This window comes from Koromonas soli, from assembly GCF_059726265.1.
The window spans coordinates 3,428,137-3,447,608 of record NZ_AP040872.1 but is presented as its reverse complement, the minus strand read 5'-3'; the positions used below and the strand labels follow the sequence as shown (position 1 = coordinate 3,447,608).

At 57.6% G+C, this 19,472-nt stretch carries 20 protein-coding genes and 1 tRNA gene; 8 read left to right on the top strand and 13 right to left on the bottom strand.

Annotation, left to right across the window (positions count from 1 at the left end):
- Window position 1: 1 nt before the first annotated feature.
- Window positions 2–1,063 (bottom strand): L-threonine 3-dehydrogenase, encoded by a 1,062-nt coding sequence (gene tdh / locus AC6IY8_RS14895; protein WP_497775310.1) that lies wholly within the window; start codon window positions 1,061–1,063, stop codon window positions 2–4.
- 506 nt (window positions 1,064–1,569) lie between these two features.
- Here tdh and AC6IY8_RS14890 point away from each other — a divergent pair.
- The gene (locus AC6IY8_RS14890) at window positions 1,570–2,031 is read left to right on the top strand and encodes a MerR family transcriptional regulator (protein ID WP_497775309.1); all 462 of its coding nucleotides are present in this window, start codon (window positions 1,570–1,572) and stop codon (window positions 2,029–2,031) included.
- 37 nt (window positions 2,032–2,068) lie between these two features.
- On the top strand, window positions 2,069–3,190 hold the full coding sequence (locus AC6IY8_RS14885; protein ID WP_497775308.1) for an aldo/keto reductase: 1,122 nt from the start codon (window positions 2,069–2,071) through the stop codon (window positions 3,188–3,190).
- Between the two features lie 30 nt (window positions 3,191–3,220).
- Here the strand turns inward: AC6IY8_RS14885 and AC6IY8_RS14880 are convergent, their stop codons facing one another.
- Window positions 3,221–3,667: a CBS domain-containing protein gene (locus AC6IY8_RS14880; RefSeq protein WP_497775307.1), complete on the bottom strand. Its 447-nt coding sequence runs from the start codon at window positions 3,665–3,667 to the stop codon at window positions 3,221–3,223.
- Between the two features lie 170 nt (window positions 3,668–3,837).
- Between AC6IY8_RS14880 and AC6IY8_RS14875 the strand changes: the two genes are divergently transcribed.
- Complete coding sequence (locus tag AC6IY8_RS14875; protein WP_497775306.1) at window positions 3,838–4,677, top strand: formate/nitrite transporter family protein; 840 nt, start codon at window positions 3,838–3,840, stop codon at window positions 4,675–4,677.
- 422 nt (window positions 4,678–5,099) lie between these two features.
- A complete protein-coding gene (locus AC6IY8_RS14870) occupies window positions 5,100–6,020 on the top strand; it encodes an Ig-like domain-containing protein (protein WP_497775305.1) in 921 nt (306 codons plus the stop codon).
- Here the strand turns inward: AC6IY8_RS14870 and AC6IY8_RS14865 are convergent.
- Window positions 6,017–6,751 carry a DUF72 domain-containing protein gene (locus AC6IY8_RS14865; protein ID WP_497775304.1) on the bottom strand — a complete coding sequence of 245 codons (735 nt, stop codon included), beginning with the start codon at window positions 6,749–6,751 and terminating at the stop codon, window positions 6,017–6,019. The two genes, AC6IY8_RS14870 and AC6IY8_RS14865, sit on opposite strands and share 4 nt — an antisense overlap.
- Before the next feature lie 139 nt (window positions 6,752–6,890).
- Here AC6IY8_RS14865 and AC6IY8_RS14860 point away from each other — a divergent pair, with 139 nt between their 5' ends.
- On the top strand, window positions 6,891–7,523 hold the full coding sequence (locus AC6IY8_RS14860; protein ID WP_497775303.1) for a malonic semialdehyde reductase: 633 nt from the start codon (window positions 6,891–6,893) through the stop codon (window positions 7,521–7,523).
- Between the two features lie 18 nt (window positions 7,524–7,541).
- Here AC6IY8_RS14860 and AC6IY8_RS14855 read toward each other — a convergent pair whose 3' ends face one another.
- From AC6IY8_RS14855 to AC6IY8_RS14830, 6 genes are all read right to left on the bottom strand, one after another.
- Window positions 7,542–8,480, bottom strand: a complete 939-nt coding sequence (locus AC6IY8_RS14855) for a dimethylarginine dimethylaminohydrolase family protein (RefSeq protein ID WP_497775302.1) — start codon at window positions 8,478–8,480, stop codon at window positions 7,542–7,544.
- 114 nt (window positions 8,481–8,594) lie between these two features.
- Window positions 8,595–9,065 (bottom strand): cupin domain-containing protein, encoded by a 471-nt coding sequence (locus tag AC6IY8_RS14850; protein WP_497775301.1) that lies wholly within the window; start codon window positions 9,063–9,065, stop codon window positions 8,595–8,597.
- A gap of 110 nt (window positions 9,066–9,175) precedes the next feature.
- A complete protein-coding gene (locus tag AC6IY8_RS14845; RefSeq protein WP_497775300.1) occupies window positions 9,176–9,685 on the bottom strand; it encodes a DUF4395 family protein in 510 nt (169 codons plus the stop codon).
- A gap of 146 nt (window positions 9,686–9,831) precedes the next feature.
- A tRNA-Pro gene (locus AC6IY8_RS14840) sits at window positions 9,832–9,908 on the bottom strand.
- 114 nt (window positions 9,909–10,022) lie between these two features.
- A complete protein-coding gene (locus tag AC6IY8_RS14835) occupies window positions 10,023–10,295 on the bottom strand; it encodes an oxidative damage protection protein (protein WP_497775299.1) in 273 nt (90 codons plus the stop codon).
- 73 nt (window positions 10,296–10,368) lie between these two features.
- Window positions 10,369–12,870 carry a ribonuclease R family protein gene (locus tag AC6IY8_RS14830; RefSeq protein WP_497775298.1) on the bottom strand — a complete coding sequence of 834 codons (2,502 nt, stop codon included), beginning with the start codon at window positions 12,868–12,870 and terminating at the stop codon, window positions 10,369–10,371.
- Between the two features lie 292 nt (window positions 12,871–13,162).
- Between AC6IY8_RS14830 and AC6IY8_RS14825 the strand changes: the two genes are divergently transcribed.
- Window positions 13,163–13,678: a bactofilin family protein gene (locus AC6IY8_RS14825; protein WP_497775297.1), complete on the top strand. Its 516-nt coding sequence runs from the start codon at window positions 13,163–13,165 to the stop codon at window positions 13,676–13,678.
- Window positions 13,679–13,945: 267 nt separating this feature from the next.
- Window positions 13,946–14,098: a hypothetical protein gene (locus AC6IY8_RS14820; protein WP_497775296.1), complete on the top strand. Its 153-nt coding sequence runs from the start codon at window positions 13,946–13,948 to the stop codon at window positions 14,096–14,098.
- Between the two features lie 86 nt (window positions 14,099–14,184).
- Here AC6IY8_RS14820 and AC6IY8_RS14815 read toward each other — a convergent pair whose 3' ends face one another.
- Both AC6IY8_RS14815 and murJ read right to left on the bottom strand, forming a co-directional pair.
- Entirely contained in the window at window positions 14,185–14,376 is a 192-nt protein-coding gene (locus AC6IY8_RS14815; protein ID WP_497775295.1) for a DUF1059 domain-containing protein, read from the bottom strand.
- Window positions 14,377–14,531: 155 nt separating this feature from the next.
- On the bottom strand, window positions 14,532–16,139 hold the full coding sequence (murJ, locus tag AC6IY8_RS14810; RefSeq protein WP_497775294.1) for a murein biosynthesis integral membrane protein MurJ: 1,608 nt from the start codon (window positions 16,137–16,139) through the stop codon (window positions 14,532–14,534).
- Between the two features lie 121 nt (window positions 16,140–16,260).
- Here murJ and AC6IY8_RS14805 point away from each other — a divergent pair, with 121 nt between their 5' ends.
- On the top strand, window positions 16,261–16,806 hold the full coding sequence (locus AC6IY8_RS14805; RefSeq protein ID WP_497775293.1) for an inorganic diphosphatase: 546 nt from the start codon (window positions 16,261–16,263) through the stop codon (window positions 16,804–16,806).
- 108 nt (window positions 16,807–16,914) lie between these two features.
- On the opposite strand, the gene AC6IY8_RS14800 is transcribed toward AC6IY8_RS14805, so the two are convergent.
- Window positions 16,915–18,567 carry a peptidylprolyl isomerase gene (locus AC6IY8_RS14800; RefSeq protein ID WP_497778638.1) on the bottom strand — a complete coding sequence of 551 codons (1,653 nt, stop codon included), beginning with the start codon at window positions 18,565–18,567 and terminating at the stop codon, window positions 16,915–16,917.
- Window positions 18,568–18,640: 73 nt separating this feature from the next.
- Entirely contained in the window at window positions 18,641–19,336 is a 696-nt protein-coding gene (locus AC6IY8_RS14795) for a PP2C family protein-serine/threonine phosphatase (RefSeq protein WP_497775292.1), read from the bottom strand.
- Window positions 19,337–19,472: the final 136 nt, after the last annotated feature.

The following is a 19,472-nucleotide window of genomic DNA, read 5'->3' as shown; positions in this document are numbered from 1 at the left end:
GTTAAAAAGCGCGATCGACGCCGTCGGTGTAGAGCAGAATCTTCGAAGCCTTGCCGTTGTTCAGCAGTTCCATACCTTTGCTGAAATCACTGATCGCCATGCGGTTCGTAATGACGGGATGCAGATCGAGCTTGCCGGCCTTGAGCAGCGCCGTCATCTGGTACCAGGTCTCAAACATCTTGCGGCCATTGATGCCCAGCACCGTGGCTCCCTTGAAGATGATGTCGCGTGCAAGGTCGAGTTCGAGCGGTCGCGAGGGGATTCCGAGCAGGCTGACACGGCCTCCCGTGCGCAGGATGTCGAACCCCAATTTCACTGCGTCCTTGTGTCCGGCCATCTCGAGCAGCACATCCACGCCGTATCCGCCCGTGTGATCGCGAATGATGGTGGGAACGTCTTCGGTAGCGGGATCGAGCACGAGATCGGCCTTCATCTGGCGGGCAATGTTGCGCCGGTATTCATTCACCTCGATGGCAAACACCTGGGCGGCTCCGCAGGCGCGCGCCACAGCGATCGCGAAGAGCCCAATGGGACCGCATCCGGTGATGGCGACGGTCTTCGCCGCCAGATCGCCGGAGAGCGCGGTGTGCACCGCGTTGCCAAGGGGATCGAGAATCGATGCGTATTCGTGAGGGATGGCGGGATCGAGCTTCCAGATGTTTGTTTCGGGGATGACCACGTAATCGGCAAAAGCGCCGTCCTGATCGATGCCGATGATCTTCACGCTCTGGCAGATGTGTCCCTGGCCTGTTCGACACTGCAGGCACTTGCCGCATGCAACGTGCATCTCGGCGGAAACGAAATCTCCCTCTTTTACGCTGGTGACTTCGTTGCCCACGGCTTCCACGTATCCGCAGAACTCGTGACCCGGCACGAGCGGAGGCGAGATGCGTCCCTGCGCCCAGGGATCCCAGTTGTAAATGTGCAGATCTGTACCGCAGATGGAGGCGACCTTCACTTTTACCAGGACGTCTGTGGGACCAAAGGCGGGAACCGCTACTTCGCGGATCTCAATGCCCGCTTTCGGCTCCCCCTTGACCACGGCCGCCATTGTTTTCGACATGACAATTTGCCTCTCGAAAAGGGCAAGGGGATGCGCACCCTTACCCAGATACTTGAACGTTTGGAACCCCTGATTTTAACACCGCGAGCGAAAGGCTCTCACGCACACGTGTAAGACGATCTTCTGCGACGATCTCACAGAAGCGTGTAGCGTCGGTAAGGACGGATCGAAAACGCCGCTCGCGAATTTTTAAATCGTCAAGCAGAAAGATGAGGAATTCTGTTGACAATTCATGTAGCTAGCCACAAAATCTTGGACTAGCACTAGTTCGACTGCTAGATCTAGATAGTAAACAGCAGACGCTAAGGAATTCTTCAAGGGAGAAGGTTCCAGACAAGGGCCCCTGCGGTACTGGGTGACTTTGCAGTGCGAGGTGGCTAGACCTCGATATTCCCATAGCTCAGTCTCCGCTTGCTCGGCGGAGACTTTTTCGTTTGTGCTTGCGGCGTTGAAGCAGCTCTGCACGCGTGTTACAAAAGCAGAAGATACATAGAATTGTTATCACCATGCCCACAGCGAAACGCAAACACGCCAAGCCGCAAGCGGATGTTGTCATCCCTGACAAGATCTATTTCCGCATTGGCGAGGTGAGCGAACTGGCCAACCTGCCGACCTACGTTCTTCGCTTCTGGGAGACGGAATTCTCACAACTCAAGCCGACAAAGAGCAGCACTGGGCAGCGCATGTATCGCCGCAAGGACGTCGAATACGTCATGCAGATCCGACGCTTGCTCTACGACGAAGGCTTCACCATTGCCGGAGCGCGAGAGAAGCTGCGCGAGCTCTCACGGACAGGGCAGGAGACGCCTGCCGTCGAGGAAGCACCGAAAGTGAGCGCGCCAGAGTCCCCGGCGGAATTACAGCCAACGCTTTCGGTTGTCGCAACTGCGAAGCCCGCGCTGAGCGGAAAAGAGCGAATTCAGAAGCTCCGTCAGCAGTTGTGCGAGGTTCTCGACCTGCTCTCCTAGAGCGCACCCGCACATTTTCCGGCGCATCCCACCACGCATGAAACGCCGTGAGTTTATTGCTGGAATCGCACTGACAGGCATGGCCGGAGCACTCCAGCTTCCGGCTCAGTCTTCCTCCAAGGATTCCTCTTCCTCCGATACGCTTCCTGCCTCTGACATCATGAAAATTCCGATCGGCACTGCACCCGGTGAATTGCGAGGCGAGATGCTGTATCGCAAGTTGGGTACGACGGATGTCGAGGTGTCAGCCATCGGGCTCGGTGGTTCGCATCTTGGCGCGGCAGAAATCACGGACCTGGAGGCCACTCGCCTACTGCATCAAGCCGTGGATCGCGGTATCACTTTCATGGATAACAGTTGGGACTACCATGATGGCCGAAGCGAGCGCCGCATGGGCAAGGCATTGGCGGGAGGCTATCGCAAGAAGGTCTTCCTCATGACGAAGATCGACGGGCGCACGAAGGAAGTCGCAGCCGCGCAGATCAACGAATCTCTCAGGCGATTGCAGACCGATTACGTCGATCTGTTGCAGCATCATGAAGTACTTCGCTTCGATGACCCGGACCGCATCTTTGCCGAGGGTGGCGCAATGGAGGCAGTGCTTGAGGCAAAGAAGGCGGGCAAGCTGCGGTTCATCGGATTCACCGGGCACAAGGACCCGCGCGTTCACCTCTACATGCTCGAGGTCGCGCGGAAGAATGGCTTCCACTTCGACACAGTGCAGATGCCCATCAACGTGATGGACGCGCATTTCCGCAGCTTTTCGCAACTCGTGGTGCCGCAGGCAGTGAGCGAAGGCATCGGCGTGCTGGGAATGAAGTCCATGTGCGGCGGCACAGGAATCGTGTTGAAGAGCGGCACGGGCGTTGAGCCCATTGAGTGCCTGCGTTACGCCTTGAACCTGCCGACGTCGGTCGTCATCACGGGCATCAACAAGCAACCGATTCTCGATCAGGCGTTTGAGGCGGCAAAGAACTTCAAGCCCCTGAGCCGCGATCAGATGGCTTCGATCCTGAACAAGACGCGCGAGGTCGCGAAGAGCGGAAAATATGAGCTATTCAAGACGACATCGCACTTCGACACCACGGCGAAGCATCCCGACTGGTTGGGCTCCGATGCAGAGCCGGTTCAGAAAATCGCGCCACAAGCCGCTGGCTGAGGCGAGACGTGCGCAAGCAGTGTCTCGAAGCTAGGCCGGAACTCCCTTGATATAGGCTTCCAGGTGACGAATCGTTTCGTCCTGCGCGGAGATGATCCATGTCACCAGGTCTCGAATCGAGATCACTCCGAGAATCTTGTCGCCGTCAAGCACAGGCAGGTGGCGAATATTGCGTTCGCTCATGATCTTCATGCATTCGCCGACCGTGTGTTCCGGCGAGATGGCAATCACAGGTGAAGTCATGATCTCCGAGACGGTTGTGTCTTTCGATGAGCGCCCCTTGAGGATCACCTTGCGCGCATAGTCGCGTTCGGAGATGATGCCGGCGAGACTGGAACCAGCTACGACCAGTAGAGCTCCTACCTGCTTTTCCGCCATAAGCGCAATGGCGTCGTAAACGGAACTGTCTGGCGCGACAGAGCAGATGCTTGCATTCTTTTGTTTCAGGATAGGGACAATCGATTCAGAGAGCTGCATCCGGATACCTCACCAAGTGCACGATGATAACGCTGTTCCAGAGCTGCTCCCCGCGAGCTACAAACGAATTCGCGCAGCTTTGGATCGAGCGAGAGATGCAGGCAGCACACTATGGGCTGGAGTGCAGAGCATCAGCAGGCGCACGTCTCGGCACGGGCATCTAAGGCCGTGTGGCGAAGCTCGAACCCGTACCCCAGCGCAAACCCGAGCAGCAGGAAAAGTCTCCAGCAGAAGTTCTGAACGAGAGCTCATCTCGCCTCACCGCTGCGGAGATCTATGAAAACGTAGAGGACAACGGACGTGCGGAGTTGGAGCGTACATTGCGCTCGCTGGCCTTCAGCGGATTGGCCGGTGGACTCGTCATGGGATTGACTGGCGTTGGCGTGGCGAGCGCGCGAGCCGTTCTGGGCGACTCTCCCCGCGCACAATTCATCTCGCTGCTGTTTTATCCGTTGGGCTTCATCGCTGTCGTCATTGGCCGCGCGCAACTGTTCACCGAAAATACCTTGTACCCCATTGCGCTGATCCTGAGTGAGCGTCGCCATGTGATCAGTACGCTTCGGCTCTGGGGAGTTGTGTTTGCGACGAACGTTCTGGGCGCAATGGTGTTTGCTGTGCTGGCCGTCAAGACAGGTGCTCTGCATCCGGAGGTGGCGCAGGCCCTGGTATCGCTTGGGCGAGCGGCAGGTGCCGGAGAACCCGTTCACGTGTTCTGGAGTGGCGTAATTGGCGGCTGGATTATCGCGCTGATGGCATGGATCGTCTCTGGAAGCTCATGGACTAGCGGCAAGATTGTTGTCATCTGGGCACTCACAGTTGTCGTCGGCATGGGCCACTTCGCTCATTGCATCGCCAGCAGCGGAGAGATCCTTAGTGCAGTCTTTTCTGGTTTCGTAAAATTCGCGGACTATGCACGCTGGCTGCTGTTTGCAACCTCGGGAAATATCTGCGGTGGTGTGATCTTCGTGACGCTGCTCAACTTCGGGCAGGTGAGCGACACCAAGCCGTGAACGTTAAATGTCCGCAAATGTCCGCCAAAATACCGGGAGCCGCCGCAAGGCTAAACCACACCGCGCATTGAACTCGCATCCTACGCCCTACGAATCCTTTCAGGAGCCAATTTGTGCGCGCGTGCCTGAGTCGCGTCCCTTCGAAGAAATCTCTTGTCAGCTGGATTGCGGTTATTGCGATTGCGCTGCTCGTAGGCTGCGGAACAGGTAAGAGCAACTCGCCTGCACCCACGCAGCCGCCCACAACAGGTCCTGTTACGCCTCCAGTGACGCCACCGGTAGCGCCGCCCGCCCCCGCCAGTTCCTGTCCCACAGTCACACTGGCAGAAAATCAAGGGCCGATGACCGGAGTCGCGCCTTTCCCGACTCCGGCTCCTGTTCCACCACCCTCTCCAGGTTCGACCAGCGCAGGATCGGTATGTGTGTCGACGCCAACAAATAATGCGAGCGTAACGTCGCCCGTGAATCTCCAGGCAGTCGCGAGCCTTGTGAATCCCATCGACCACATGCGCGTGTACGTGGATGGAACCGCCGTGTTCTTCAGTTTCTTCAACACAATCAATGCGCAGATTCTGATGAGCAATGGCGCCCACACGGTCGAGGTGATTGGCACCGATAAAAGCGGCAATGATGTGAGCACGAGTTTCCAACTGAACGTTACCGGACAGCAGAACGGCACCTTCAGCAATTTGCAGCAACTGGCAGGTTGGGAGCCATGCACGCGAAACTTTGCACCGGGACATCCGCGTGCGGGCCAGACTTGCGCCTCCGGCCTGGGAGATGCCACCTACACCATCACCCAGGGGCAGAGCTCGCCTTCGCTCAGCGGATCATCGACAAAGTTCACCATTGGCGGCGCCACTCCGTACTCCAATGAACTCTTCACGAACTATTTCGCGGCAGGCGCGAGCGTATTGCATTTCACTTATGACCTGTATTTCATGATCGACCAACCCGAGCGCGCGCAAGCGCTGGAGTTCGATGTCAACCAGACGATTAACAACCAGCGCTGGGTGTTTGGCACGGAGTGCAACTTCAAGGCCGATGGAGTCTGGGACGTGTGGGACGGTGCTATGAACCAATGGATTCCGACGAAGGTTCCATGCACGCAACTGCCGGCCAACACATGGATTCACCTGGTTTGGAATTTCGAGCGTGTCGGCAATCAGGTGCATTACATCAGCGTGTCGGTAAATGACCAGACCAGCACGGTAGATAAGTATCAGGGCATTAACGCTTTCTGGCCCATGGAAGACATTGACGTCGCGTTTCAGATGGATGGCGATCATGCGCAGGAGCCCTACACCGTGTGGCTCGACAAAGTGACGCTGACCGCGAACTAGGCGACACGTTCGCCGCGCTGTGCCTCGCGTAGCGCGCTCAACAGAAGGCGTGCATTCAGCGCGCCTTCCGGCGTCTCCTCATGCTTCATAAACACGTAGATATCACGCTCGGCAGCGACCTGCCCCAGATGTTGCGCCATCGCGTCCATATCAGCTTCGGTGTAATCCGACTTCCTGTAGCGGTAATACGCGAAGCTTGCTGTATGAACTTCGGGTGATTGCAACTCATCGCTTTCCGCAATGCAGAGTGCCACGTCCGACTGTCGCATAAGATCGAAGACCGAATCGTTCCACCAACTCTCATGGCGAAATTCAATGGCCGCTTTCCTTCCTTCAGGAATGCACTTCAGGAATGCGCGCAGGCGATCCACATCGAGCTTGAGGTTTGGAGGAAGCTGAAAGAGCACAGGGCCGAGTTTTCCTGCGGCGGCAACCGGCTCGAGCGATTGAAAGAATCCGGCAATGTCCTCGCCCACTTCCTTGAGTCGCTTGATGTGCGTGATGCGTTGATGCGCCTTCGTGACAAATGTGAAATCGGCGGGCGTGCAGTCAATCCAACTCTGTAACGTCTTTGCCGCCGGCCGCTGGCGAAAGGTGAAGTTGACTTCCACGCAGTTGAGTTGCGTTGCGTAATACTCGAGGAACTTCGACGCCGGAGTCTTGGGCTGATAGAAATCAGGCTTCCACGAAGCGTAAGCCCAGCCGGATGTTCCGACGCGCACGTTATTCATCGTTGTCTCCTCCACTAGCAGCTTAACCTAGCTCAGATGGAGTGACTTCGCTTCGGGATGGATAGTCTGAATCCAACGTAGATTACGGGTCATCCAAAACTACATGTTGCAACAAACTTCTGGACGAGAGAACACGACCTTGCATGAACCTCTGAACGACAACGCTCTTGATCTGCTGTTTCGCAATGCGCGCACCTATAACGGCTGGCTCGACAAGCCTGTTTCGGATGAAACGATTCGCCAACTATACGATCTGCTGAAGTGGGCCCCGACCAGCGCGAATGGCAGTCCTGCGCGCTTTCTCTTCCTGCGCACAAAAGAGGCGAAAGAACGCCTTCGTCCGGCTCTCGCGCCGGGAAACGTCGATAAGACAATGGCTGCGCCCGTAACGGCGATCGTCGCATACGATCTGCGTTTTTACGAGAAGCTGACGAAACTGGCGCCGAAGACCCCGCAGTTCCGCGACATGTTTGCCAACAATCCCGAACTCACCGACACGACCGCCAAGCGCAACAGCTCGTTGCAGGGCGCATACATGATCATGGCCGCGCGCGCGCTCGGTCTCGATTGCGGACCCATGTCAGGCTTTGATCCTGCCAAGGTCGATGAGGAATTCTTCGGCGAGAAGGTAAAGGATCAAAAAATCTGGGAAGAGTTTGTGCCCGGGACCATCAAGTCCAATTTCATTTGCAATATTGGCTATGGCGACCCGGCCGCGCTCTATCCACGCTCGCCCCGACTCGACTTTGGAGAAGCCTGCCACCTGCTGTAATCAACTGGACGGCTGACGTCAAACACCGAGGCCAGGCCGTCCAGATTGCGTTGCATCCTCCAGAGGGCTGTACAGCCCTGCGGAGGCGGCCCGGTGCGTGACATCCATCTCGCTCAGCCGCAGCACGAGACATTTGGCCGCCCCGCCCGCTTTCAGGAACTCCGGCAACTGCACCTGCACCACCTGGAAACCAAGTGCTCGCAAGCGTTGCCGCAGTTCATTGCTGATTTCGTTCAGCACAATCGTGCGGCCTACGTTGATCGCGTTGCAGGCAAATCGCACAGCGTCGGCTTCGCTTACAGCAACTCGCCGCGCTGCTGGGAAACAGCTCTCGATTTCGTGTAGAGACTCTGTGTCGAACGCGGCAGGGAAGTACATCAGATATCCGCCGAAGAGTGGGCAGAAACAGGTATCGAGGTGGTAGAACCGAGGATCGATTAACCGCAGCGAAATCACCTCGGCCTTCCACTGCGCAGCGAGATGTTCGTGGCTCGACTGCGCTGTTCTTACGCCGTGGCCTGCCCACAGCCGCGAGCCTTCCGCCTCAAACAGTGCATCGCCTTCCCCTTCGAAATACGTATCACGAGGCATTTCAGCCACCGTGAAGCCCACATCTGCGAACCACTTGCGAAAGTGCGGCTCCTCTCCCTGCCTCTCCGGATGGAAGAATCTGCTGACAACTACCGACCCGTGCCACACCAATCCTGCATTGGCCGTGAAGACCATGTCGGGCCAGCCGGGTTGCGGCTTGACGAGCAGTACTTTCGCGACCTGCTCGAGCGCACGATTCAATTGCTCCCATTGCGCAGAAGCGCGTTCGCGCGAAGCCTGATGTACATTGCCCGTCATCCAGGGATTGATGACGTAATCAACCTCGTAAAGTTTTGGCGGACACATCAGGAATGTAGGTTCAGAAAAGACAGGTGCGCGTCGGCCGAACAGATTGGCTTGGCTCATAAAGGTTCCACTCGGGTGGAAGTTCTTGGTTGTGAATAGATGCCACGGAGCGACTGCGGGGTGCTCAACATTTTGCACATTGAAACATGGCGAGGGCTTCGGCGACTATGGGACTTAGCCCATCGTAGCGGGAGTCAGGCCGTGTCGAAGCATGATTTCGGTCAACTTCGCCTTATCTGGAGGGCCGCCAGCCGAAGCCCTGAGCACCTCAGCAGTTTCGCGGAAGTATTCAGGCCCTATCGCCGCGGGTGAAATCGAGCAGAGCACTTTGGCATCGTCCGCTCCGTTATTGTCGAAGCGATGAACGGCGCCGCGCGGAATGCAAAGTGCCTGCCCTGGGCCAACGCCAATCGGCGTTCCATCTACGGTGAAAGTCAGCACTCCGCTGATGCCGTAGATAGTTTCCTCATAATGGTCGTGACTGTGTGCCGGAGCCGGTAGCCGTTGTGTCTTGGGCACCTCGAGTTCGAAGGCCGCAATGCTGCCGTTCGAGTTTGCCCCCGTGATCAGGAAGCGCACGAGCACAGGTCCGACCTGGATTTCTTCAGCGGAAGGGTTCACACGATAAGCGATAGATGGCGGCATGCTCAGCTCTCCAAAAGACTGTGAGTTGCCGAATCAGCTACTGAGGTTGCTTACAGTGGGGTCCGAGGCCGACTACGGTCAGTACAGCTTCTGTGCGCAGCACACTGCATTCAGCGCGCCCAGGGGAGCGTATGCCGCGCAAACTCACTTTGCCCGCGTAACAAATGATAGACGTAGGAACCCAGGCAAAAACCACCAATCGTAAGCGCCAAAACGGCCGTCAGGAAGATCGCCTCAACTACATAGGACGCAATTGCCACCCCGGCATAGATCAACAGCACGCATGACAGTGCAAATGCTCCAGCCATGAGTTGTGCCGCACGACGAGGGGCAGGGGCCGGGCTGAGGCGAACTCCGTTATTGCGCCGACTCAGAGCCAAGTTCAAGTTATAGAAGGCGTCGAACGGATTGAGACTCGGCAGAAGCGCACTGAACCACAGGATCGCGGTCAACGCTAGAAAAACAGGCGGCGACTGTAACGCGATTCCAACAATGATCCAGATGAGCACAACTCGCGGTTGAAAATGCAGCGCAGAGTATTGGAAAGAGCAGCCAGCCACAGGCGGTGCCTCGGCGAAACCCTGCTGAAGAATGAAATTGCGCTTGCTTATAGCATCCATGGAGGTCTCCCGCATGTAGAAGGTTGGGCGGTTGAGTCCAAGATCGGTTTGGGCGCGCGACAGGGAGATAGATGCCGCTTCGAATCAGAAGATGGCTTGATCCCGGGGTGGAACTTTGGGAGCGGTAACAGTTCAGGAGAAGAAAATGGTCGGGATGGGCAGATTTGAACTGCCGACCCCTCGCACCCCAAGCGAGTGCTCTACCAGGCTGAGCCACATCCCGACGGTTTACGGCGCAGGCGCGCCGAAGGGGTGATTCGATTTTAACACTGACCAAGGCGAGAGCGTGGTGGAAAACGCGGGCCAACTCGCCCGCGTTCTCAATTTTTGCCCACGATTATGCTTCGGGAGGCTTGTAGCCCTCGGGAGCCTGCGCTCCGCCGCCGAAGAAGTATTGCTCCATCTGCTGAACGATGAAGTCCTGATGCTCTTTCTTCCATGGCTGAAGGCGATATTCGTTCAGCAGCATTTTCATGTGATTCTGCCACTGGTCCCACGCCTGCTTGCTTACGTTGTCGTAGATCTTTTGCCCGAGAGGGCTGTCAAAGGGCGCTTCATCCAGGCCTTCGGCCTCGCGTCCCAGCTTCACGCACTGCACCATGTGTGCCATTTAGGAAAGTCCTCGTACTGGTTTCGACTGAAATTGTACTAGTCCCGGGGGAGGATACGTCAAAGCCATCCGCTCAGTAGTGCCGTCGCTTCTTGCCTCGCTTGGTGGGAGTGGGGCGCTCATCCACCAGTGCGAAGTTCAGCTTGCGCTCCACTTGGTCAATACGGTCGAGCACCACCCGCACACGGTCACCCAGGGAAAACGTTCGTCGCGTGCGCTGCCCGATGAGTTGCCGCGTGTTTTCGTGGAAAGTGTAGCGGTCGTCGTACATCGTGTTCAGCGGGATCAGGCCCTCGACGAAAAGATCGGTGAGTTCTACGAACATTCCGAACTTGGTGATGCTCACGATCAGGCCGTCGAAGTCTTCGCCAACGCGGTCCGACATGAACTTCACCTTCTTCCATTCCACCAGTTCACGTTCGGCGGCATCCGCACGGCGCTCGGCCATGCTGGCATCCTCAGCTTGCTGGTGCAATTCCTGCTCGGGAATAGGGCCGTGCAGCGGCTTGCGATGTACATCGTCCTTTGGCTGAGTGCGCGCGGACTTTCTTTCTGCGACCTTGGTGGCGGGCCAGCGCGCCTCGGCGTTCTGCTCGACGTGACCTCCCGTGCCGATTGCGACTGCGCCGTCCATGCTTTCCGGGTCATCGGCTAGCACGCCTTTCAAAATTCGGTGCACCAGCAGGTCGGGATAGCGCCGGATGGGCGAGGTGAAATGCGTATAGCAGGTGGCGGCGAGTGCGAAGTGGCCATCGTTGATTTCCGAATAATGAGCCTGGCGCAGCGAGCGCAGCATCAGGTAGCTCACAATGCGCTCTTCCGGCTTACCGGCGATCTTCGCCGCGAGCTTCTGGTACATTGCCGGAGTGATCGCCACTTCCTGCGGAATCTCGACATCCTGTGGCTTGGCCTTGTGCGCCGTTGAGCGCGAACCAACGTGGGCGACGCGCTTCTCGGGCTTCATGCGAAAGCGCGAGACAGGCAGCGCTCCGATACCGAGCGAGTAGCCAAATCCCGCTGCGAGATTCTCGAAATCGGCGACGCGTTTGGGGTCGGGCGGTTCGTGGACACGATAGAGGGATGCAACCGGCTTCCGTTCGAGATAGGTCGCGACCGTTTCATTGGCGGCCAACATGAATTCCTCGATTAGCCGATGCGAGAACAGGCGCTCGGAGCGCGTCACGGCCTGCATTAAGCCGTTCTCGTCGAACTCAATGAGCGGTTCGGGAAGATCGAAGTCGATAGAGCCGCGGCGCTGTCGCTTCTCGTTCAGAATCTCAGCGAGCTCCTGCATCAGCAGGAAGTTGTCCACCATCGGCGCGTAGCGTTCGCGCGTCTCTGCATCACCATCCAGAATTTCCTGTACGGCGTTGTAGGTCATGCGCTCGGCGCTGCGAATCACGCCTGGCATGATCTCGAATTCCCTGATCTCCCCGCGCGAGTCGATCCGCATGATGCACGACATGACGAGGCGGTCCAGATGCGGGCGCAGCGAACAGATGTCGGTGGACAGTTCCACCGGAAGCATCGGAATGGCACGATCGGGAAAGTACACGCTCGTCCCGCGGATTTCTGCTTCGCGGTCAATATCCATGCCGGGGCGGACGTAGTGCGCCACGTCGGCAATGTGAACCTGGAGCTCGTAATTGCCCTTCGGAAGCTTGCGGACAAACACTGCGTCGTCGAAATCTCGCGCCGTTTCGCCGTCGATCGTTACGATCGGAAGATCACGGAAGTCGCGACGGCGCTCCAGTTCAATGGCCGGAATCGCTGGCGATATCTCGCGTGCTTCGGCCAGCACAGACGGAGGGAAGCGATGCGGAAGATGATGCTTGCGGATGATGATCTCGACATCGACACCGAAATCGTCTTCGTAGCCGATGATCTCCGTGACCCGTCCTCGCGGATTCTTGCTCGCCGTCGGCCAGCTCGTAATTTCGCAATCGACGACGATGCCCTCAAGGTCTTCCCATGGACGGCGGCTCGCCTCAGCTCCTATGACGCGATCGTGTGCGAGTCGAGTGTCCGCATCGGGAGCTTTGGCAACGATCTCATCGCCTTCCGGGATGATGATGTCCATCTTGATGCGGTCATCGATCGGGCGTACATAGTTCTGCCGCCCGCCGTAGTGGAAGGTGCCGACCACGGTGGGATGGGCGCGTTCCATCACGCGCACGACGCGGCCTTCGAAGCGTCCCTCGCGCGAGTGAGGCGAAAGCTCGACCAGCACCTGGTCGCCATGCATGGCGTCGCCGGTATCAAATGGCGGAATGAAGACATCGCCCGCAAGGCGTTCGCGTACTTCGCGGTCGAGTGCGCGTACAAAGCCGAAGCCGTCGCGATGCATGCTCAACGTGCCGACAACAAGGTTGCGATTCGCGGCGGCTGAGGCGATGGCATAACGGTCGCGCGCCACCAGGACAAGTTTGCCACGCACGACCAGATCGGCGAGCATGGACTCCAGTTCCTGCCGTTCGCGGCCGCGCAGGGAAAGTTCCCGGATGAGCTGCTTATATCCGGCGGCGTGGTGAGGCTGGTCTTCGATGTGTTGCAGCAGATCGCTAGCAGAGATCATCTGTCAATGTGAGATGGTATCGCGTTCGCGTGAGATACGGGAAATCGAGGATCGAAGTGGGTTACACAACAGTACGCAATAACTAGGGAGGAATCTTAGGAGTCATCAGGTATTTTGGCCAGTGCAGAAACTTCCGGGGAAGTGGAATATAGTGCATACAGGGAACGAACAGCACGCCTCTACTTCAGACAAGCCAAACCAAGAAGCCTTTGCGCAGTTCACACTTACGGATTTGCACAGAGAATGGCGACGCAGGTGCACACCTGCTTAATGAAAGGATTCATTAACAACAATGTGGAAGCCCTCTAATCAGCCTGGCAATAGCCCTGCGTCTGCGGAACCGCAGCGTCCGACCTCCACACCGTCTCCCGTAACCGAGTACAACAACAATCCGCCGAAGCCGATGACCGCTCAACCGGCAGTATCTGACCAGGCGACGATTGGCAAGTCTCTTGTCATCAAGGGTGAAGTGACCGGATCGGAATCACTTTACATCGACGGAAGAGTGGAAGGCTCGATTCATCTTCCGGGCAATCGCGTCACCGTAGGCCGCAATGGTGTGATCGCCGCTAACATCACGGCGCGTGAAGCTGTGATCCTGGGCAAGGTTCGCGGAAACGTATCGGCCACCGACCGCGTTGACATTCGCAACGAAGGCTCGCTGACCGGTGATGTGATCGCGCAGCGCATCAGTATTGAGGATGGCGCGTACTTCAAGGGCGGCATCGATATTCGCAAGCCCAACGCCAACGAAAAGCCCCAACCGGTGGAAACGCCAGCGCAGGACAAGGCTGCTGTTCGCGCCTAAGTCTTCTGCATTCGGCGTACCTGGTGACGGAATTTGCTGGCCCGGTAGCCAACTGCCGGGCCAGTATCACATCAGCCTCCTGAAGGTGACCGACATCGTCACCTTTCCGAGGCGAACTAACGAAGCAGATGCCGGTTCAGACAGACGGTGTCAAAGTCAGCGGGCTCGAGTCTCGCGAGGTGTGTTCTGAACATGTTTAAGAAAGTGCTGAGCTTATTTTCTTTGGGGTGCCGGCACGCTCACCTGTCTGTGCCTTTTTCGATGGACATGGCACGGCAGCATCAGGGACACCTGGACTGGTCCGAAGAACTTCCGGCCGGCTGCTCCCATTATGTTGTGTGTCTCGATTGCGGCAGGCGCTTTGGCTATGACTGGAGCGCGATGAAAGTGATCAAGACCAAGTTGAAGGCCGCCGGATAAACGATTTCTTGTTGTGCCACATTCGCCAAATGAGGGCGGATGTGGGCCGCCCTCGTATTCACCTGCAAACTTCTTGCCCGCCCTGCTTATGCCGCGTTCTCTCCTTCTTCGCGGATTCCTGCTCGGACCTTCTGGGCTAACTCGGGTGAGAGCTCGTTCATGCCATGGGCAGTGCGAGCATGTTCCGCGCATTGATCCAGGATTTCCTGCTCAGTCTGGCCACGAGCCACGAAATCGCAATCAACTCCTACGTTCCTGCAACTGACAAACTTTGCCATGGAGTGTTCTCTCTTCGGAGTGGATTTGCCTCAGAGTTCGCACAGAGGATGGTGAGGCATCACTGTTGATGGCTTCGGTTGGAAGCGTGTTGCCCTTGGTTTGCTTAAGGGCTCGAAGCGAGCAAGCGAATTGCATGAAGGAGAGCAGTGAAGCCCTACGCGCGTCTTCTGCTGAATCTTCCTACGATCGATTCGAGTCCGCCGCCTAATCCCATCGTTTGCGTAAGCGCCAGATAGATGCAGCCGAAGATGGTGAGAATCACCACGCCTCTCAGCACTGGCGAGACCACGTGCAGTCGCCACTCAACCAAAATTGCGACACCAGCGCCGGTAAGCGCAGCAACCCATAGCTTCAGCACCCGCGTCGCTGAGAACGCAACGTGCCCTATCTTCGCCTGAATACCGCGACGCAGCAGCAGAAATTCGATCCATCCTGCAATGCCCGCCGAAGACGTCAGTCCGGCAACGCCCCAGTTGCGATCAATCCCGAGCGCGCGCGGCAGAGGCAGCGCAAACAGGTATCCCAGGCACAAGGTGAGGACGACGCGAACGAGAGCGTACTTCAGGGGAGTGCGCGTGTCACGCAGCGCATAGAAGGTGGATGAGTAGAGACGACCCATCGTCTGTGCCAGCAGTCCCACACCCGAGCCAGCCAGTGCGGCCCACACAAACAACACATCCTGCTCGGTGAACTTTCCCGTGCGATACAGTGTCGACGTAACGACGTTTCCGAGCGCCAGAAATGCCACTGCCGAGGGAACGACGAAGTAGGAGATTTTCTCCAGGCCCGCGCTGAGGCGAGAGCGTAGCGTCGTCGCGATCTCCGAATCCGTGCCGACGGCGCTCGACATCGCAGGCAGCTCCGCGGCAGAAACCGACATACCGAACAGAGACACCGGCAACATGTAGAGCGTCTGCGCGTAGTTGAGCAGCACGTTTCCGCTCGGCAGAAAGCTGGCAATCTGAAGATCGATGAACCCGGATATCTGGAACACACCGCGGCTGATGAATACCGGAATGAATGCCGCAATCACGGCTGCCACATGAACCGACCGCAATTGCAGGTGTCCGCTCAGCGGGCGCAGCACGGAAAACACAGTAGGCGCCTGTACTCCGAATTGCAGAACGGCTCCTGCAACCGCAGCCCACGAGATTGCGTAAGCGATTGAGACTGAGCCATGCCCGCGCAATCCGCCCTGCCACAGCAGAGTGGCGATGATGGCCACGTTCATCATCACAGCCGAAGCGTAGGAGAGAAAGAAACGCCCATGGCTGTTCAGCACTCCGAGACACCAGGCGGCAAACACCAGCAGTCCCGTGCCGGGGAACACAATGCGCACGAAAGCGATCGTGAGGTCGCGCTTTTCTCCGTGAAAACCGGGCGCGAGCACCGTCACCAGTAGTGGAGCACAAATGATCCCGAGTGCGACGATGATGCTGGCTACAAGAAACAACAGAACGAAGACGGCTTCAGCCAGTTCGCTTGCTTCCTGCTTGCGCCCCTCCGCGCGAAGCCTCGCATACACGGGAATGAACGATGCGGAGAGTACGCCTTCGCCGAGCAGATTTTGCAGCATGTTGGGTACGCGAAACGCCGCACGGTACGCATCGGCTGCATCGGAAATGCCGAGATAATGTGCGAAGAGGCGGAACTGAATCAGGCCGCTGATTCGACTGAGCAGGATTCCGGCGGCCACCATACTGGCTGCGGCTCTACCCCTGCGCGGTTTCGGCACTCTGTCGGAGGCTGTTGTTTCGATCATCGCGTTGAAGCCGGTAAGCTGGGATGATTCTACACGTTAGCTCTTCGAAATCGTCGCAGAATGGGCGTCGAGAGCAGGATTCAGTACAATGACAGCAGATGGTTTTGGTTAGGGGTAATTAATGATTCATGCATGGCACGACATCACACCCGGTGAAAACATTCCGAGTGAGTTTAATGCGGTAATCGAGATTCCGTTTGGTTCGAGCGTAAAGTACGAGCTGGACAAGCAGAGCGGGATGATCAAGCTGGACCGAATCCTGTATTCGGCCGTGTACTATCCGGCGAACTACGGGTTCATCCCGCAGACACTGGCGGAAGACGATGACCCGCTCGATGTTCTGGTGTTTTGTCAGGAGCCGGTGGTGCCGTTGACCATCATCCAGGCGCGCACCGTGGGACTGATGACGATGATCGACGGCGGCAAGAAAGATCACAAGATCATCGCCGTCGCCAGCAAAGATCCGGAGTTCAACAGCTACACCGACGCGCAGGAAATGCCTCCGCACCGGCTCATGATGCTGCGCCGCTTCTTCCAGGACTACAAGCTGCTCGAGGGCAAGGCCGTCGAGGTCGATGTAGTCCAGCCGCCCGAGGACGCCTTTCCGGTCATCGAGTCCGCTTTGGCCGCTTACAGCAAACAGCGGCGCAAGGGATTCGGTAAGTAATTAGCAGCGAGAGTAGTAATCGTGGGCGGTCCGTCAGGGCCGCCTTTTTCTTGCAATAAGAAAGCGCGAGCCGTGAAGCTCGCGCCCAAGAACTGCTGACTTTTGCGATTAGAACCAGGAGATGGATTTCTTCTTCTTCGGCGGTGCGTTCGGATCATCTTGCTGATTCTCCGCCGTCTTGGTCTCATCAGCCTTTGCCGCGGGAGTCTTGCCTTTCTTCGCAGCCTTGGCTTCCTGAGCTTTCTTCTTCGCTTCTTTCCTGGCTAGCTTCTGTTCTCTCTTGGCTTCCTTCTTCGCCTGCTTGGCTTCCGCCTTCGCCTCGTTCCTCTTGTGCGTCAGGTACTTGCTGCGCTCCTTCGGAGACATCTTGCTCAGCTTTTCCCGCTCCTCGGCGTCAGCCTTGGCCTTTGCCGCAGCTACGGCGGCGGCTGCCTTGCGGTCGTCTTCCGCTTTCTGGTTGGCATCCACGTCTGACTTGGCGCGTCCCAGTGCTGAAGTGCTTCCTGTGGGCTGCTTTTCATTCTTGTCATGGCCGACCACGACCACGGTCTTCTTCTTGCCCATGCCCATCTTGCCGCGAACCTGCTTTGTCTTGGGGCCGGCTTCGGAGGTATAGACCAGCTTGGTCTGATTCGGGCTGGCGCCGGTGTCAGTAAATCCCGGCTTGATGTCGATGTAGGCCTCTTCGCGCAGCTTGGTCAGGTATTCGCGCAGAGCAGGCTGAATCTTCTGGCTGTAGAGCTGTTCCTGAATCTGGTCGCGAACGCGTTCAAACGGAGGCAGACCTGCGTCAATGTGATCATTCACCCGCAAGATGATGAATCCCTGACGCGTGCGGATCGGTTCGGTAAACTGCCCGGCCTTCAGGTTGAACGTCTTGTCTTCCAGCTCTTTCGCCAGATCGTTGCGCTTGAAGTAGCCGATATCGCCGCCCTGATCGGCGCTGGAGCCATTTGATTCCTTGCGTGCGAGTTCATCGAACTTCGCGCCCGACTTGAGCTGCTGATAGATGGCGTTGGCCTTGGCTTCCGCTGCGGCCACCTGCTCAGCCGTCGGCTCCGTCATCTTGTTTTCCTTGCCCGCCTCTGGCTTGGGAGCGTTCGGATTCGTAGCGATCAGGATCTCGCTCAGACGCACGCGCTCCGGTTGTTCGATTTCCGACTTGTGTTCGTCGTAGAACTTCTGAGCTTCTTCGCGCGTCACCTGAACGTGCTGACCGACTTCCGAGCCAATCACCTTCTGGGTCAGAATATTGTTCTTCGTGTTCAGCTTGAAATCTTCCCAGCTCACGCCCTGCGACTCGGCCATTTTCTGCAGGTCTTCCATCGAGCTGGCCTTCATCTCTCGACGCAGGTCATCCAGGCGCTTCACCAGGTCGGCATCGGCGGAGATACCGAGGTCAGCGGCCTTCTGCAACAGCAGTTGCTGGTCAATCAGGTCGCGCAGCGAGTTTGCCTCGCGCTGCTCAACGACATTGCGCGGCAGATTCTGATCCCGCTGGTCCTGTGTGGCTTGCTCCTGGTTCTTCTTAAGGTCGGCACGCGTGATGATCGAGTTGTTTACGCGGGCGACGATCTCCTCAACGACAGTGTCTTGCTGCGCGAGGGCTGGCGAGGCTACACAACAGAGGGCGATCAGCGACAACAAAAGCTTCTTCATTGAGATCCGGGGCGCGTTGCGAATCCGGCCCGGTTCACAGGCGGAACGCCGCTGGTAATTTGACGGTACAAGACGCTCTATTGTAACTCCCGGCAAGCACATCATCCAGCGGCTACCCGGTTTGCCAATCGGGAATAGCAAAGCAGGGTGCCTTGTACCCGAAACCGGTTTCTGGCTACGCGTCGCGGGAAATGGCGGCAACCGACATATCGTTGTCGATGTGCGCACCTGCATGCATCAGGGCGGCATCCAGTACGCGACGGCAGAGAGACTGGGCCACTCGCTCCGCGCCCTCGGTCGCCCGCAGCAGGCCCTGTGCGCCGAATTCAGGATTTCGGCCCATGCAGTCGAGCGCTCCGGAATTCCCGCGCGCTTCCACAATTCCGCGCGAGGCCAGCACCAGGGCGCCACCCTTGGGAATCACCCGAAAGCAGGCCTCGTGTGTGGCGTGCGAAAACAAGCCAAGCGGCAGGCCGGTCGATTCCAGAAATTCGGTAGAGTCCTCAGCCAGCAGCAACCCCGGAACGTGTCCGGCATTGATATAGGTCAGCGTGCCGAGCTCGCAATTGAAAGCCGCAAGGAAGGCTGCTGTCATGTGCGCCCGGGCGCTGGTCGTCAAGATTGTCCGGTTCAGGTGCAGACACAGTGCGGAGATAGCTTCCGATTCGTTGATCTCGCCAGCGAAAAGCTTCGGGGAGCGCCAGCGAAATTCATCTTGCATCGCAGCAGCCAGGTCCATTGCACTTGCCCTGCGGCCAGCGACATCAACCATCAGGCACACCAGCCGCGACTCCTCGATGTTGAGCGCATCGAAGAAGTCTCCGCCCGTGCGAAAGCCATGATATTGCAAGTCAACCCGCACTGAATCCATTACTGGACTCACCAGCGGTGCCGGGGTGCGCAACGCAGTGGGATGCGGGGCTAGGAGATTCAAAAGCTTCATGGCTGAGACAAGTTGAAATTAGCACGTTTTCGAGGCGCTGCGAACAGATATCCATGTGCCAGCC